Source organism: Streptomyces sp. NPDC005784 (assembly GCF_042871525.1).
Lineage (GTDB): Bacteria > Actinomycetota > Actinomycetes > Streptomycetales > Streptomycetaceae > Streptomyces.
Genome location: NZ_JBIAIQ010000018.1, coordinates 58,448 through 72,946, shown reverse-complemented (window position 1 = coordinate 72,946; position 14,499 = coordinate 58,448). Strand labels below are relative to the sequence as shown.

Annotated in this window: 14 protein-coding genes; 6 read left to right on the top strand and 8 right to left on the bottom strand. The window is 71.8% G+C overall.

Annotation, left to right across the window (positions count from 1 at the left end; genetic code table 11):
- Positions 1 to 26: 26 nt before the first annotated feature.
- Entirely contained in the window at positions 27 to 1,322 is a 1,296-nt protein-coding gene (locus ACFYR3_RS26185) for a streptophobe family protein (RefSeq protein WP_355852712.1), read from the bottom strand.
- Positions 1,323 to 1,484: 162 nt separating this feature from the next.
- On the opposite strand from ACFYR3_RS26185, the gene ACFYR3_RS26180 reads away from it, so the two are divergent.
- Positions 1,485 to 2,828 (top strand): DUF6777 domain-containing protein, encoded by a 1,344-nt coding sequence (locus ACFYR3_RS26180; RefSeq protein WP_389284838.1) that lies wholly within the window; start codon positions 1,485 to 1,487, stop codon positions 2,826 to 2,828.
- A 79-nt stretch (positions 2,829 to 2,907) separates the two neighbouring features.
- Positions 2,908 to 3,390, top strand: coding sequence for a helix-turn-helix domain-containing protein (locus tag ACFYR3_RS26175; RefSeq protein ID WP_389284837.1), 483 nt, complete (start codon positions 2,908 to 2,910; stop codon positions 3,388 to 3,390).
- 28 nt (positions 3,391 to 3,418) lie between these two features.
- Here the strand turns inward: ACFYR3_RS26175 and ACFYR3_RS26170 are convergent, their stop codons facing one another.
- The 3 genes from ACFYR3_RS26170 to ACFYR3_RS26160 form a co-directional block, all read right to left on the bottom strand.
- Positions 3,419 to 4,021 carry an ATP-dependent Clp protease proteolytic subunit gene (locus ACFYR3_RS26170; protein WP_355852721.1) on the bottom strand — a complete coding sequence of 201 codons (603 nt, stop codon included), beginning with the start codon at positions 4,019 to 4,021 and terminating at the stop codon, positions 3,419 to 3,421.
- A gap of 1 nt (position 4,022) precedes the next feature.
- Positions 4,023 to 4,676 (bottom strand): ATP-dependent Clp protease proteolytic subunit, encoded by a 654-nt coding sequence (locus ACFYR3_RS26165; RefSeq protein ID WP_355852724.1) that lies wholly within the window; start codon positions 4,674 to 4,676, stop codon positions 4,023 to 4,025.
- A 243-nt stretch (positions 4,677 to 4,919) separates the two neighbouring features.
- Positions 4,920 to 6,116 (bottom strand): epoxide hydrolase family protein, encoded by a 1,197-nt coding sequence (locus tag ACFYR3_RS26160; protein ID WP_389284836.1) that lies wholly within the window; start codon positions 6,114 to 6,116, stop codon positions 4,920 to 4,922.
- Positions 6,117 to 6,341: 225 nt separating this feature from the next.
- Here ACFYR3_RS26160 and ACFYR3_RS26155 point away from each other — a divergent pair, with 225 nt between their 5' ends.
- Positions 6,342 to 6,824: a VOC family protein gene (locus tag ACFYR3_RS26155; protein WP_355852730.1), complete on the top strand. Its 483-nt coding sequence runs from the start codon at positions 6,342 to 6,344 to the stop codon at positions 6,822 to 6,824.
- A gap of 235 nt (positions 6,825 to 7,059) precedes the next feature.
- Here ACFYR3_RS26155 and ACFYR3_RS26150 read toward each other — a convergent pair whose 3' ends face one another.
- Both ACFYR3_RS26150 and ACFYR3_RS26145 read right to left on the bottom strand, forming a co-directional pair.
- Complete coding sequence (locus tag ACFYR3_RS26150; protein ID WP_389284835.1) at positions 7,060 to 8,283, bottom strand: PP2C family protein-serine/threonine phosphatase; 1,224 nt, start codon at positions 8,281 to 8,283, stop codon at positions 7,060 to 7,062.
- A 62-nt stretch (positions 8,284 to 8,345) separates the two neighbouring features.
- Positions 8,346 to 9,362 carry a zinc-binding alcohol dehydrogenase family protein gene (locus ACFYR3_RS26145; RefSeq protein WP_355852819.1) on the bottom strand — a complete coding sequence of 339 codons (1,017 nt, stop codon included), beginning with the start codon at positions 9,360 to 9,362 and terminating at the stop codon, positions 8,346 to 8,348.
- 141 nt (positions 9,363 to 9,503) lie between these two features.
- On the opposite strand from ACFYR3_RS26145, the gene ACFYR3_RS26140 reads away from it, so the two are divergent.
- Complete coding sequence (locus ACFYR3_RS26140; RefSeq protein WP_355852736.1) at positions 9,504 to 10,301, top strand: VOC family protein; 798 nt, start codon at positions 9,504 to 9,506, stop codon at positions 10,299 to 10,301.
- A gap of 337 nt (positions 10,302 to 10,638) precedes the next feature.
- Positions 10,639 to 11,364 (top strand): ribonuclease H, encoded by a 726-nt coding sequence (locus ACFYR3_RS26135; RefSeq protein WP_355852739.1) that lies wholly within the window; start codon positions 10,639 to 10,641, stop codon positions 11,362 to 11,364.
- A 220-nt stretch (positions 11,365 to 11,584) separates the two neighbouring features.
- Here the strand turns inward: ACFYR3_RS26135 and ACFYR3_RS26130 are convergent, their stop codons facing one another.
- Positions 11,585 to 12,409 carry a tyrosinase family protein gene (locus ACFYR3_RS26130; protein ID WP_356784360.1) on the bottom strand — a complete coding sequence of 275 codons (825 nt, stop codon included), beginning with the start codon at positions 12,407 to 12,409 and terminating at the stop codon, positions 11,585 to 11,587.
- A gap of 33 nt (positions 12,410 to 12,442) precedes the next feature.
- The gene (locus tag ACFYR3_RS26125; protein WP_355852745.1) at positions 12,443 to 12,847 is read right to left on the bottom strand and encodes a tyrosinase cofactor; all 405 of its coding nucleotides are present in this window, start codon (positions 12,845 to 12,847) and stop codon (positions 12,443 to 12,445) included.
- A 336-nt stretch (positions 12,848 to 13,183) separates the two neighbouring features.
- Between ACFYR3_RS26125 and ACFYR3_RS26120 the strand changes: the two genes are divergently transcribed.
- A complete protein-coding gene (locus ACFYR3_RS26120; protein WP_355852748.1) occupies positions 13,184 to 14,386 on the top strand; it encodes an FAD-dependent monooxygenase in 1,203 nt (400 codons plus the stop codon).
- Positions 14,387 to 14,499: the final 113 nt, after the last annotated feature.

Genomic DNA, 14,499 nt, shown 5'->3' with positions numbered 1-14,499 from the left:
GCGCACCGCACCGCATCCGGCTCGCGTCAGCCGGTGGACTCGACCTCGCCCCTGCGCCGGACGCCCTTCGCGAGCAGCGCGCCGAGGAAACCGGCGACCAGTCCCCACAGCACGGCGAAGCCGAGGGCGCCCCACACCTCGGGCTTGAGGAAGAGCTCCCCCTTCAGACCGCCGCCGATGTCGCCGAGACCGAGGATCGACAGGCCGTAGTGCGCCGAGATCCGGCCGAGCAGGCAGATCATGAGCACGGTCAGCGCCAGTGCGACCGCCATGTGGACGGCGTGCTGCCAGGCGCGCACCCGGGCCGGTGAGCGGGCCGCCATCAGGAACGCCGCCCCGAGCAGCAGGACGGCGTCGACGACCACCAGCCACCAGATCCTGCCGTCGTAGTCGGCGAGGGTGCCGAGATTGACCGCGGAGATGTCCGGAGTGCGCAGCACCTCGTCGAGCAGATGCGGCATCGGCAGCCCGAACGGCCCGTCCACGCGCCCGTTCCAGGTGGCGCCCAGCCCGATGGTGAACGCGAGCCAGACGACGTTGGGAAGACCGAGGAGCATCACGGCGAACGTCTCGGCCGCGTGGCCGCGGGTCGCCGCCACCACCAGTCCGATGACCACACCGAGGCCGACGCAGGTGAGCAGCAGGACCACCATGGCGTACGCGGCCGGTCGCACCGACTCCTGGAAGCGCAGCAGCCGGGCGGGAAGCGGCGCGCCCCGCGAGACCAGCAGCGCGATCACGAACACACCCGCCAGCCACAGCACCCCGAAGGCCAGGGTCTGTGCCACGGCGGCCTTGAAACCCACCTCGGGCGTTGCGCCGAACAGGTCGCCGATGGCGCCGATGGTGCCGTTCCCGAGGTCGACGGTGAAGTTCTGACGGGCCGCGAGCGCCAGCCCGATCAGGGCGAGCAGCCACAGGACGACGAGCCGGCCGGCCCAGCCGGCCAGCTCCGTCGCCCCGGCGACGGCGCGATGTCGCAGCGGCCGCAGGAATCCCGCCCCGAGAACCAGTGCCCCGGCCAGGGTCACCGACAGCGGGATCACCGTGAGGCCCGCCTTGGTCTCGGCGATGGCCCCCGCGTCGCCCGTGAACTCGATGGTGCCGCCGACCGCCGTGACGACGGTGGCCGCGACCACCCGTGGATAGGCGTTGTCGGGAAGGTCGGTGGCGCCGGACGCCCACAGACCGAGCGCGGCGACCACCCCCATGACGACCAGCCCGGCCAGTACGGCCACGAGGGCCTGGACCCAGCCGTGGCGGGTGGCCGGACGCGCACCGCTGCTGTCGACCGGCTGGGCGGACGGTGTCTGGGGACTCACGCTGCCACGCTAAGCAGCGCCGACACCGCCCGCCCCTCGGGAGGGCCGACCGCGTCGGCTTGCGGGCACTGGCGGACCGAGGCACACAATGGGTTCGTTGTGGAAGAAAGCGGTGCAAAACACCTGCGTCCCGCGGCATCCCTCCATCGGGAAGAAGAGCTCGTGAGCGTCGAACCGCCGTCCTCCGGCCGCCCCACCGGACCGCCTTCGGGCCCCCTGTCGGGCCCGACCCAGCCGAGCCCGACCCAGCCGAGCCCGACCCAGCCCGTCGGCCGGCCGCCCGTCGGACCGCCCAGCGGCGCGTCCGGCGCGGGAAGCGGAGCCGGTGGTGCGGGAGGCGGTGGCACGGGTGGCGGCGGTACGGGTGGTGGTGGCGCGGGTGGGCCTTCCGGGCCCGGCGGTGGCGCCACCGGCCCGGGGCAACCGGGCCGCGGACCGGAACGGCCCTGGTGGCGGTCGGCGCCGCGGGTCGCGCTGATCACCGGTGTCGTGGCGGCGGCGGTGATCCTTGGCCTGGTCTTCACGAACAGCGGTGGCGGGTCCAAGAACGCCGGCAGTGAGGTCTTCCTGCAGTCCGCGGACAAGACGGGGCCCGACCCGTTCACCGAGTCGACCGCCAACGACAGTTCCACCGCGCCGCAGGCCCCGGCGACGCCGGCCCAGTCGGCGCCCGCCAACGCGACCCGCGCCGTCAGCGGTAACGCGCCCGGCCTCTACGGCGGCACCCGCAACGTCTCCAGCTGCGACGTGGAGAAGCAGATCAGCGCGCTCCAGGCCGCCCCCGCGAAGAACAAGGCGTTCGCCTCGGTGGAGGGCGTCCAGCCGGACGCGGTCCCCGCGTATCTGCGCTCCCTGACCCCCGTACAGCTGCGCATGGACACCCGCGTCACCAACCACGGATACCGCAACGGCGCCCCCACCAGCTACCAGGCGGTCCTCCAGGCAGGCACCGCCGTCCTCGTGGACGCCCGCGGTGTGCCCCGGGTGCGCTGCGCGTGCGGCAACCCGCTGCTCGCGCCGGTTCCGCAGAACGGCACCCCCAAGCCGACGGGCGACTCGTGGCCGTCGTACCGATCGCAGAACGTCGTGGTCGTCGCGCCCTCGACGACGATCATCAACGTGTTCGTCATCTTCGACCCGGACAACAACGAGTGGATCGCCCGGCACCGGGGCGACAACGTGCACCACGACAAGAAGACGCACCCCCCGGTGAATCCCTCTCCGTCGGTCAGCGTCTCGGGCTCCGCTTCGCCGTGCTCCTCGCCCGGCGACAAGAAGTCGGAATCCGGAAGTCCGTGCCCGTCGACCTCGACCTCGCCGTCGTCCGAGAGCTCGTCACCGTCGTCGTCCTCCCCTTCCACACCATCGTCCTCCTCGCCGTCCTCGGCGCAGCCGGAGACCCCGTCGAGCGAGCCTCCGACGACGGAGTCGGCTCCGGCGTCCGGTTCGGCGTCCGCCGATCTGACGACGCAGTCGGCTGCCTCCGCCGCCTCCTCCTCCGCATAGGCCGACGGCGTTCGGCCGATTCACCGAGAGCGGAACGCCGCTCCCTTCCCGTACGGCGCGGGCCTCCTAGGCTGAAGAGGTGAGCAACCACATGGCGAACGAAGCCCGCGTCATCCCCCTGCGCCCGGTGGCAGCACCGGAGCGCTCCCGGACCCCCGCGGTGGCCGAGACCCCGGCTCGGGCACCGCGGCCGCCGGTCGTCGCGCCGCACCCGGGACCGACGGCTCCCGCCGCTCCCACCGGCAAGGAGCCGTTGTGGCGCGACCTGGTCGGCGACGTCCTGCGGCGTGAGCGCCTGGCCCAGGAGCGCACGCTCAAGGACGTGGCCGACGCGGCCCGTATCTCCATGCCCTACCTCTCCGAGGTGGAGCGCGGCCGCAAGGAGGCATCCTCCGAGGTCCTCGCGGCCGCCGCGCGCGCCCTCGGCCTCGGCCTCACCGAACTGCTGTCGCTGGCCCAGCGCGAGCTGACCCGGCACACCCGGGCCGGGTCCGTCCGGGGCCGCTCCGCCGCGACCCCGACCTCGGCCTCGCGGTACGACGGCATGTGCCTCGCCGCCTGACTCCGGCCGGCCCCGGGGCGACCCGGGGTCAGAGCACGGCGAGCCGCCGGCTCAGGATCTCGTCCGCGAGTCCGTACGCCACCGCCTCCTGCGCGGTGAAGATCTTGTCGCGGTCCATGTCCGCGCGCAGAGTGGCGACGTCGTGGTGGGTGTGCCGGGAGAGGACCTCCTCGACCTGCGAGCGGATCCGGAGCATCTCCTTGGCCTGGAGGCTGAGGTCCGACACCGTGCCCTGACGTCCGCCGCTCGCGGGCTGGCCGAGCAGTACGCGCGCGTGCTCCAGGACGAATCGCCGTCCGGGATCGCCCCCGGCCAGCAGCACCGCGGCGGTGGAGGCGGCCTGTCCGACGCAGAACGTCGAGATCGGCGCCTGCACGAAGGTCATCGTGTCGTAGATCGCCATCAGTGAGGTGAACGAGCCGCCGGGCGAGTTGATGTAGATCGCGATCTCGCTCTCCGGACTCGACGACTCCAGATGGAGGAGCTGCGCGATGACGACGTTGGCGACGCCGTCGTCGATCTCCGTGCCGAGAAAGATGATCCGCTCCGAGAGCAGCCGGCTGAAGACGTCGTACGACCGCTCGCCCTGCGGGGTCCGCTCGACGACGTTCGGAATCGTGTACGTACCCATGTCAGAGTCCCATCCGTCGCCGTGACGCGGCCGGGCGGACATCTTCGAGCGACTCCACGACCCGGTCCACCATGCCGTACTCCTTGGCCTGTTCGGCCGTGAACCAGCGGTCGCGGTCACCGTCCCTGGAGATCGTCTCCTCGCTCTGGCCGGTGTGTTCCGCGGTGATCCGTTCGATGGCCCGCTTGGTGAACTCGTGGTTCTGCGCCTGGATCTCGATGTCGGCGGTGGTGCCGCCGATGCCCGCGGAGGGCTGGTGCATCATGATCCGCGCGTTCGGCAGCGCGAAGCGCTTGCCGCGCGTCCCCACGCTGAGCAGGAACTGCCCCATGCTCGCGGCGAATCCCATCGCGAGCGTGGAGACGTCGTTGGGGATCAGCCGCATGGTGTCGTAGATGGCGAGGCCCGCGGTCACCGATCCGCCCGGACTGTTGATGTACAGGCTGATGTCGGTGCGCGCGTCCTCGGCGGAGAGCAGGAGCAGTTGGGCGCACACCCGGTTCGCGGAGACCTCGTCGACCTGGGTACCGAGGAGGACGATCCGCTGGGCGAGCAATTGCGCGGCCAGATGGTCGTCGAAGCGGGTCGCGGGAGTGTCGCCCTCCTCGGCCCGCGGTGCGCGGGCCGGATCCCAGCCGGTGATGAGGGGAGTCATGGTTCCTCCTGGTCGTGACGCGGCGGGCGTCGCCGCTGACTCCACTCTCGGCCCGGTGACGGTGCCGGACCCGATTTCTCGGCCCGCAGCAGATTCGCTGTCGGCAGAGCCGGAAGGCCGGAAGGCCGCGGAGCCGGAAGGCCGCGGAGCCGGAGAGCCGGAGAGCCGCGGAGCCGGGTTGCCGCCGTACCCGGACCTCCCGTTCGACGCCGAGGTCCACGACAGGAGGTCCGGCACCATCCCTCAGACGAGCGGCCGGAGTTGGCGGAAGAACGCCCGGATGTCCGAGACCAGCAGATCCGGTTCCTCCATCGCGGCGAAGTGGCCGCCCCGGTCGAACTCGGTCCAGCGGACGACGGTGTCGGTGCGTTCCGCGACATGGCGCAGCAGGACGAAGTTCTCCTCGGGAAAGACGGCGAGCGCGGTCGGGGCGGTCGACGGCTCGGGCGGCGTGCCCCAATAGTCCGCGTGGGCACGCTCGTAGTAGATCCGTGCGGACGAACCGGCCGTGCCCGTCAGCCAGTACAGCATCACGTTCGTCAGCAGCAGATCCCGGTCGACCGCGTCCTCGGGGCGGTCCTTCGAGTCCGTCCACTGCTTGAACTTTTCCGCGATCCAGGCGAGTTGACCGACCGGCGAGTCCGTGAGGGCGTAGGCGAGCGTCTGCGGCCGGGTCGACTGGAGCGCGGCGTAACCCGCTTCCTCGCGGTTCCAATCCTGGCCCCGCCGCCAGGAGACGAGGGTGCGCTCGCGCTCGACCGGGGTCAGCGCGGACAGTTCCTCGGCTGTCGGCTCGGTGACGGCGTACGCACCGGGCAGCAGGTTGAGGTGGACGCCGGTCACCCGGTCCGGGTGCGCGCGCCCGAGTTCGCGCGAGACGGCCGCGCCCCAGTCCCCGCCCTGCGTGCCGAAGTGCCGGTAGCCGAGTCGCTCCATCAGTTCGGCGAACGCGGCGGCCACCCGGGTGAACTCCCAGCCCGTGTCCCGTGTCGGCCCCGAGAGCCCGAAGCCCGGAATGCTCGGAACGACCAGGTGAAAGGCGTCGGCCGGATCGCCGCCGTGTGCACGCGGATCGGTCAACGGCCCGACGACATGGGCGAATTCGACGATCGACCCGGGCCAGCCGTGCGTCATGATCAGCGGGGTCGCCCCGGGTTCCGGCGAGCGGATGTGCGCGAAGTGCAGTCGCGCGCCGTCGATCTCGGTGGTGAACTGCGGCCACGCGTTGAGGCGTTCCTCGGCCGCGCGCCAGTCGTAGGTGTGCCGCCAGTACCGTACGAGATCCTGGAGGTAGTCCTTGGGGACTCCGTAGGCCCAGCCCACTCCGGGCAGTTCGTCGGGCCAGCGGGTGCGGTCGAGGCGTCGGTGCAGGTCGTCCAGGTCGCTCTGCGGGAAGTCGATACGGAACGGACGGACGCCGGGGCTGTCGATGAAGGTCATGTCCGCGGATGGTAACTCCGTGGGCCGGGCGTCCGGCAGGGTTTTTTCCCGGCGCCGGAAGCCGCGCCGACCCGGTCCTACCTGCCGGTAGGGCTTGTTCGGAAGGGCCTGCGGCGGGGGTGGCCCGGGGCCGTCGCCGGTGAGTTCGTGCGCGCGCGACAGATGAGTTTTCGGACGAGGATCAGTCGACAGAAGTGACGACGCTTTCCGCCCAAGGAGGTACCCATGTCCGCCGACGGTTTCACCACCTGTCTGTGGTTCGACGGCCAGGCCGAGGAGGCCGCCCACTACTACGTCTCGATCTTCAAGAACTCCAGGCTCGGCAGGGTCGGCCGCTACACCGAGGCGGGCCCGGGCCCCGCCGGTTCCGTGCTGGCCGTCGAGTTCGTGGCCAACGGCCAGAAGTTCGTCGCGCTCAACGGAGGCCCGCAGTTCACGTTCGACGAGGCGATCTCGTTCCAGATCGACTGCGCCGACCAGGACGAGGTGGACCACTTCTGGAACAGGTTCGTCGAGGACGGCGGCGAAGCGGGCCCCTGCGGCTGGGTCAAGGACAAGTACGGACTGTCGTGGCAGGTGGTCCCCTCCCGGCTCATCGACCTGGTCAGCGACCCGGACCCCCAGAAGGCGGCCCGTACGACCCGGGCGATGCTCCAGATGTCCAAGCTGGACATCGCGGCCCTGGAGAGGGCGTACGCGGGGGAGTAGCCGGCCGATCCGAGGGTCCGGTCCGCGTCAAGCGGCGCTGGTACGGCGGCACCGCCCATGTGCTGCACGGGGACGACGCCCGCGCCCGGCCGAAGAGTCTGCCCCGGTTCAACAGCGCCGCCGTCCGCATGGTCGGCGCCGCCCTCACCACGGTGCGCGTCGATCCCACCGACTGAACGTGTCGGTCGCACCCGACCGAACCGTCCCGGCCGCGGGAGCAGGTCCTGAGCGCGCCTCAGGCCGGGTGGTTCCGGGGGTGGATCCGGGCCGCCAGTACCGCCACGTCGTCCTCCGCGTGGCGGGCGTCGAGCCTGACGAGCACCTCGTCGAGCAGGTCGTCGACCCCGGCACCCGGCGGCATACGCAGTGCGGCCAGCCGCGCCAGCGACTCGTCGATGTCCTCGTCGCGGCGCTCCACGAGACCGTCGGTGAACATCACCAGGGTGTCGTCGGGGGAGAGCCTGCGGACCACCTGCTGGTAGCCGCCCACCCCCGTGCCCAGCGGCGGACCGACCGGCAGCGGCAGCAGCTCGCCGGAGCCGTCCCCGGCGAACACCACAGGGGGCAGATGCCCGGCGCCCGCGATCACCGCGATGCCGCGCGCCGGATCGACGCGGACGAGCAGACAGGTGGCCGGACGCCGGGTGCCCTCCTCGGCGACCGCCGCGTCCAGACGGCGCAGCACCCGGTGGGGCGGCAGATCCGTGGAGGCGACATAGCGCAGCATCGAGCGGTACGCGTTCATGTCCACCGCCGCGTCCAGGCCGTGGCCCATGACGTCGCCCACGACCAGCAGGGTCCGCCCGAAGTGCAGCCGCACGGTCTCGAACCAGTCCCCGCCCACCAGGGTTCCGCCCCCGGCCGGCAGATAGCGGGTGGCGAGGTCGAGGTTCGGATGCGGCCGGCCCGGTTCGGCGAGCAGCGCACGTTGCAGATCCAGGACCGTACTGCGGACGGTCTCGTGCTTCCGGGAGTGGCCGAGGTGCACGGCCGCGAGACGCGCCGCGTAGTGAGTGCCCGACGTGTCGGCGTCGGTGAACGGCGCTCCCTGCCGGACGGCGAGCAGCACCCCGTACAGGCGTCCGTGCGCGAGCAGCGGCACGGTCATGACCTGCCGGGGTATCCGGCCGGACAGGTCGATCGAGGCGGCGATCGGGTGCCCTTCGTCGAGGGCCCGGACGGACAGCGGGCGCGGACCGCCGGACGGGGTGAGCAGCCGGGTGCGGCCGGCGGTGGCGGCGCGGAAGAAGTCCGGGTCCGGCGAGTGACGGTCGGCCGCGACGTCCCTCGGCAGCAGGTCCACCGCGGCGGTCTCGCAGAAGTGCCGGCAGACGAACGCCACGAGTTCCTCGCAGGTGGTGCGCTCGTCGAGCGTCGTGCCGATGGACTCGATGGCGTCCTCCAGGGCGTCGGACACCGCCCCCGTACCCGCCGTGTCGTCACCGCCCCGGCCCGCCATCGCACCTCCACCGCAGCACCCGCGTGGGTCCATCCACGCACGGGGGCGGCGCGCCCGCATGCTCAGCTTTTCGGCGGGTGGTCGTTCACCAGCACCGCCGCTCCGTCGAAGCGGCCCGCCTTGAGATCCCGCAGGGCCTGCGGCGCCCGCTCCAGCGGATAGGCGTGCGTCGTGGCGCGGATGCCGTGGCGGGCCGCGAGTGCGAGGAAGTCCCTGCCGTCCTCACGCGTGTTGGAGGTGACGCTGCGCAGCTCCTTCTCGTAGAACAGGTCGCTCTCGTAGCGCAGCGGCGGGACGTCGCTCAGATGGATACCCGCGACCGACAGGACGCCGCCCCGGTCCAGCGCCCGCAGGGCGACCGGGACCAGATCGCCGACCGGAGCGAACAGGATCGCGCTGTCCAGGGGCTCGGGAGGCTCGTCGTAGGCCCCGCGGGCGGACGCGGCCCCCAGGCCGAGAGCCAGCCGTCGCGCGGCCGGATCCCGCGTCAGTACGTGCACGGTGGCGCCCTCGGCGAGCGCGAGCTGCGCGCAGAGGTGCGCGCTGCCGCCGAAGCCGTACAGGCCGAGCCGGCCGCCCCGGGGCAGCGCGGCCCTGCGCAGCGCCCGGTAGCCGATGATGCCCGCGCACAGCAGCGGCGCCAGGGCGATGTCGTCCACGCCGTCCGGCAGCCGGTACGCGAAGGCGGCCGGCACCGTCGTGAACTCCGCGTAGCCGCCGTCCGCGTCCCAGCCGGTGTACTCGGACGCCGGGCAGAGGTTCTCGGCCCCTCGTACGCAATACCCGCAGGTGCCGTCCGTGCGGCGCAGCCAGGCGACCCCCACCCGGTCGCCGTGGCCGAAGCCGCTCACGGCGCCGCCGGTCCCCGCCACCACGCCGACGACCTCGTGGCCCGGCGTCACCCCGGGGCGGTGCACGGGCAGGTCGCCCTCACCGACATGCAGATCGGTGCGGCACACCCCGCAGGCGCGGACGTGCACCAGGAGCTCGTCGGGTCCGGGCGTCGGTACCGGTCTGTCGACGAGGCGCAGCGGCTCCCCCTCGATCGGCCCCGGCTCGGACACTTCCCACGCCCGCATCATCCCGCACCCCGTCCCGTCGACGACCAGGTCGGCCCGTTCTCCAGTGTCGTGCAGCGCCCGCGCTTCGGCGCGCGGCCCGCCCGAAGGCTGGCTAGCGTGAACAGGGCAACCGTTCACCGAACAGGAGAAGGTCGGGTCATGGCCGTACAGCCTGAAGGAACGCCCTGCTGGGCGGACGCGATGTTCAGCGATGTCGAAGGGGCCAAGAGTTTCTACGGGGACGTACTCGGCTGGACGTTCGGCGAGGCGTCCTCGGAGTACGGGAACTACACGCAGGCCTACTCCAACGGCAAGGCGGTCGCGGCCGTCGTGCCGCCGATGCCGGGGCAGGAGGGCCAGTCCGCCTGGTGCCTGTACTTCGCCTCGCCCGACGCCGCCGCGACCGCCGCGAAGATCAAGGACCAGGGCGGCGAGGTGCTGATGGAGCCGATGCAGGTCGGCGAGTTCGGCACCATGACGCTGGCCCGGGACCCCAGTGGGGCCGTCTTCGGCGTCTGGCAGGCGGGCGTCCACGAGGGTTTCGAGTCGATCGGTGAGCCCGGCGCGTACGCCTGGGCCGAGGTCTTCACCCGCGACCCGGAGAAGTCCGACGCGTTCTTCCCGGCCGTCTTCCCCTTCACCGCCCAGCAGGTGCGCGACGACGCCATCGACTTCCGCATCTTCAACCTCGACGGGAAACCGGTCCTCGGCCGGATGAAGATGACGGACGACTTCCCGCCCGAGGTGCCGCCGTATGTCAACGTCTACTTCACCGTCGAGAACTGCGACACGGCGGTGGCGAAGGCGACCGAGCGCGGCGCGGTCCTGCGCTTCGGGCCGATGGACAGCCCGTTCGGCCGGTTCGCCGCGCTGAGCGACCCGCAGGGCGCGCCGTTCTCCGTCATCGACATGAAGACGACCCAGGGCGAGATGCCCGAGATGACGGACGTGTCCTGACGCCTTTGCGGGCACGCGCGACACACGCCGGCGGGCATCGTAGGTCCACGGCCCGCCGCGGTCCGGCACTGGACATGGCCGCGGGCGCGCCGAATCCGCCCCGGGCACTGACCGGGCGGTCGACCGCATCCCGGATCTTCTTACCCCGCCGGGGGTCACCGGCGGGGTCCGTGCCGGTGACCGGTGCGGTGGGGTCGCGTCGGACACCGGCGGGGTGGCTCCACACCCGCCGCGGCCCGCACCGCCCCGCCGCGGCCCGCACCGCCCGGCCGCCGCGGGTTCCTCCGGGGTGCGCCGGGCCCGCGCCCCGTGCGCGGCGCCCTCGCCGGGGCGTGGCATGATCGGGGTCATGCCTGAACGCGTTGTGGCCGCCTGTGACGGGGCTTCGAAGGGAAACCCGGGACCCGCCGGATGGGCCTGGGTCGTCGCCGACGGGGACGAGACCCCGACCCGCTGGGAGGCGGGACCGCTGGGCACGGCGACCAACAACGTCGCCGAACTGACCGCGCTGGAACGCCTGTTGACGGCGATCGCGCCGGACGTTCCGCTGGAGATCCGGATGGACTCCCAGTACGCGATGAAGGCCGTCACGACCTGGTTGCCCGGCTGGAAGCGCAAGGGCTGGAAGACGGCCGCGGGCAAGCCCGTCGCCAACCAGGAACTCGTCGCCCGCATCGACGAACTCCTCACCGGCCGCACGGTGGAGTTCCGCTACGTGCCCGCCCACCAGGTCGACGGCGACCGGCTGAACGACTTCGCCGACCGCGCCGCCAGCCAGGCCGCGATCGTGCAGCAGCCCGCGGGCAGCGACCTCGGGTCCGCGGAGCCGCCGGCGTCACCCGACACCCCGGCTTCATCCGGAGCCGCCCGCCGCCGACCGGCGGCCAAGGCGCCCGGGCAGGGCACGTCGAGCCGTCAGGGCACGTCGAGCCGCACCATCAAGGCCAAGTTCAACGGCCGTTGCGTGTGCGGCCGTTCGTACGCCGCCGGCGAGCTCATCGCCAAGAACGCCCAGGGCTGGGGTCACCCGGAGTGCCGCACCGAGGAGCCGGGCGGCGCCTGACGCTCCAACGTCCCGGCACCGCACTTGTTCCCGTGACCCGGGCGTCCCGGCACCGCACGTGTTCCCCTGCCCCGGGCGTCCCGGCACCGCACGCGTCCCACTGCCCGGGTGCTCCCGCACCGCACGCGTCCCCGTGCCCCGGGTGCTCCCGCACCCGCCGGGCTGCCGAGGACCGGTCGGCTCCCGCTGAGAGGGCCGCCGGTCACGGGAGCGGCCGGGATCAGGCCGTGTCGAACGTGTAGAACGCGGTGTGGTCGAGCAGGTCGGCCGGCCGGGTGTCGTTCCAGGGCTTCATCGTCTCGCCGAGGTCGACGACGTCCGGGGTGTTCGCCAGCGGGAGATAGCCGGAGCCCGGGTGACGGTGCTGCCACTCGGCCCACAGCTTGTCTATGAAGGCGTGGTGGAGCCAGAACACCGGATCGTTGGGGGAGACGCCGGTGCCCATCTGGCCACCCACCCAGACGTGCACCCGGTTGTGCAGATTGACGCCCCGCCAGCCTTCGAGGTGATTGCGGAAACCGTCCGAAGCGCTGTTCCAGGGCGCCATGTCGTACGTCGCCATGGCGAGCACGGACTCCACCTCGGCGCGGGTCGGCAGTTCCCGGACCCCGTCGCCGAGCGATCTGCGCAGATAAGTCCGGCTGTCGACACGGACGTTGATCGGCCAGTTGCCCGACGCGGCGGCGAACGGGCCGTCCATCACCCGGCCGTCCAGGCTGCGTCCGGTGCCGCCGAGGAAGTCGGGCGCCCACAGGGACGAGCGCGCCGTGCGGTCGCTGCTCCAGTCCCAGTAGGGCAGCGCCACCGAGGGGTCCACGGACTGCAGGGCCCGCTCGAACTCGAGAAGGAATCTGCGGTGCCAAGGAAGGAACGACGGCGAACGGTGGCCCGTGCGCTCGCCGTTGTCGGTGTCGCCCATGATGAAGGCGTTGTGCGTCGTGACGAGGGCGTCGTACTTTCCACTGCGCTTGAGCTGCAACAGCGCGGCGACGAATCGCCGCTTCTCGTCGGCGGTCAGGTTCGCCTGGTTCTTGCGTACGGTCATGTGCGGGACTCCACGATCTGCTTGCGGGGTGGTTCAGTTGGCGACGAAGGGCACGAGCGGCGCCCCCTGCAGCTCCACGACGGCGGCGCGGGCGGCGGCGCGCGGGGTGGGCACGGGGGCGTAGTGGCTGACGACGCTGATCCAGCTGCCGTCGGCGTTGCTCATCACGTGCAGCTCCGCGCCGTCGATGAACACGGCGTATCCGGCGCCGTGGTGGTGACCGCCCCCGGTGACCGGGCGGCCCTCTATGCGGCGTCCCTGGTAGACCTCGTCGAAGGCCTCCGGGCCGCCGTGGTGGTGCTCGGCCATCGAACGGCCTGAGCCGGCGGGCCCGTTGGGTGACGCGGACGCCGAAGACGCGGCGAGGGTCTGGGCGCCCGCGCCCGCGGCGAGCGCGGCGGCGGCCCCGAGGGCACGGCGACGAGTGAGCTCCGGCATGCGGAGACCTCCTGTGATCAGCTGGGTTGATGACCCGATATGCCTATCGGATCGTCAAACAGCGGGAGAAATCGCCGAATGTCGGTTGGCCGTGATCCGGACAATCGCGTATATGTCGTGCAAGATTGAACGAAGATGATCTTGCTGTGCGGGTGCTCGCGGCGCCCCCGTGGGCGGAAATCCTCCGGCGGGGAGGCCCCGCGTGGATGATCTTGCGGTGGCGACCCCCGGCTCGTGGCGCTGCTCACGTTCGCGATCTGGCGTGAACTGCGGGCGTGACACCCCTGCTACTCTTCGTGATCAATTGACCGCATTGTGCAACATAGGGGAGTGCGCGTGAAGATCGCGTGCGTCGGTGGCGGACCCGCAAGCCTGTACTTCTCGATCCTGATGAAGCTCCAGGACCCGTCCCATGACATCACCGTCCATGAGCGGAACCCGGCCGGATCGACGTACGGCTGGGGAGTGACCTACTGGGCGGGCCTGCTCGACAAGCTGCGTGAGGGCGACCCGGCGTCCGCGCTCGCCGTCAGCGAGAACTCGGTGAGCTGGAGCGACGGCGTCGCCCATGTCGGGGGCCGCACGACCGTGCACCCGGGCGACGAGGGATTCGGCATCGGCCGTCGCCGGATGCTGGAGCTGCTCGCCGAGCGGGCCCGGGCCCTCGGGGTCCGCGTCGAGTACGAGAGCGAGATCACGGCCGACCGGCTGCCCGACGCCGACCTCGTCGTCGCCGGGGACGGGGTCAACAGCGCGCTGCGTGAGCGCCACGCCGACCACTTCGGCAGCGAGACCAGTGTCGGGCGCAATTACTACATCTGGCTCGGCACCACCAAGGTCTTCGACTCGTTCACCTTCTCCTTCGTGGAGACGGAGCACGGCTGGATCTGGTGCTACGCGTACCGCTTCGGCGACGACCGGAGCACCCTCGTCATCGAGTGCTCCCCGCGGACCTGGACCGGCCTCGGACTCGACGGCGCGAGCGAGGCCGACGGTCTCGCGCTGCTGGAGAAGCTCTTCGCCGACCTGCTGAACGGGCACGGACTGATCGGCCGGGCGCAGAGCGACGGCACCGCCCAGTGGCTCACCTTCCGCACCCTGACCAACCGGACGTGGCACCGCGGCAACCTCGTCCTGCTCGGCGATGCCGCCCACACCACCCACTACTCGATCGGCGCCGGCACCACCCTCGCCCTGGAGGACGCCATCTCGCTGGCCCGGGCGCTGCGCGAGCACACGGACCTGGAAACCGCGCTCAGTGAGTACGGACGGGAGCGCAGGGCAGAACTCCTGTCGGTGCAGAGCGCGGCCCGCCACAGCGCGCAGTGGTACGAGAACCTGGCGCGCTACATCCGCCTTCCGCCTGCGCAGATGTTCGCCCTCCTCGGGCAGCGGCACTCGCCGCTGCTGCCGTACGTCCCGCCGCAGCTGTACTACCGGATCGACCGCGCTGCCGGGCGGCTGGAGGCGCTGCGCCGCTTCAAGCGCTGGCTCGGACCGAAGGTGGCCCGCGGCGTGCAGTCACGCGCCCGGCGCTAGATTCCCGTCCCGGTGCCCCCGAGGCGCCCCCAGGTGCCTCGTGAGAAGCGGACCCCGCTTGGGGTGAATGACAATTCACCGGTAAGGTGAATTGTCATTCACCCCTTTGCGCG

Excerpts from the sequence above, each read along its gene's own strand:
- ACFYR3_RS26125 (WP_355852745.1), bottom strand. The coding sequence starts at position 12,847 with ATGCCGGAGCTCACTCGTCGCCGTGCCCTCGGGGCCGCCGCCGCGCTC.
- ACFYR3_RS26160 (WP_389284836.1), bottom strand. The coding sequence starts at position 6,116 with ATGACCTTCATCGACAGCCCCGGCGTCCGTCCGTTCCGTATCGACTTC.
- ACFYR3_RS26150 (WP_389284835.1), bottom strand. The coding sequence starts at position 8,283 with ATGGCGGGCCGGGGCGGTGACGACACGGCGGGTACGGGGGCGGTGTCC.
- ACFYR3_RS26140 (WP_355852736.1), top strand. The coding sequence starts at position 9,504 with ATGGCCGTACAGCCTGAAGGAACGCCCTGCTGGGCGGACGCGATGTTC.
- ACFYR3_RS26130 (WP_356784360.1), bottom strand. The coding sequence starts at position 12,409 with ATGACCGTACGCAAGAACCAGGCGAACCTGACCGCCGACGAGAAGCGG.
- ACFYR3_RS26145 (WP_355852819.1), bottom strand. The coding sequence starts at position 9,362 with ATGCGGGCGTGGGAAGTGTCCGAGCCGGGGCCGATCGAGGGGGAGCCG.
- ACFYR3_RS26155 (WP_355852730.1), top strand. The coding sequence starts at position 6,342 with ATGTCCGCCGACGGTTTCACCACCTGTCTGTGGTTCGACGGCCAGGCC.
- ACFYR3_RS26135 (WP_355852739.1), top strand. The coding sequence starts at position 10,639 with ATGATCGGGGTCATGCCTGAACGCGTTGTGGCCGCCTGTGACGGGGCT.
- ACFYR3_RS26170 (WP_355852721.1), bottom strand. The coding sequence starts at position 4,021 with ATGGGTACGTACACGATTCCGAACGTCGTCGAGCGGACCCCGCAGGGC.
- ACFYR3_RS26165 (WP_355852724.1), bottom strand. The coding sequence starts at position 4,676 with ATGACTCCCCTCATCACCGGCTGGGATCCGGCCCGCGCACCGCGGGCC.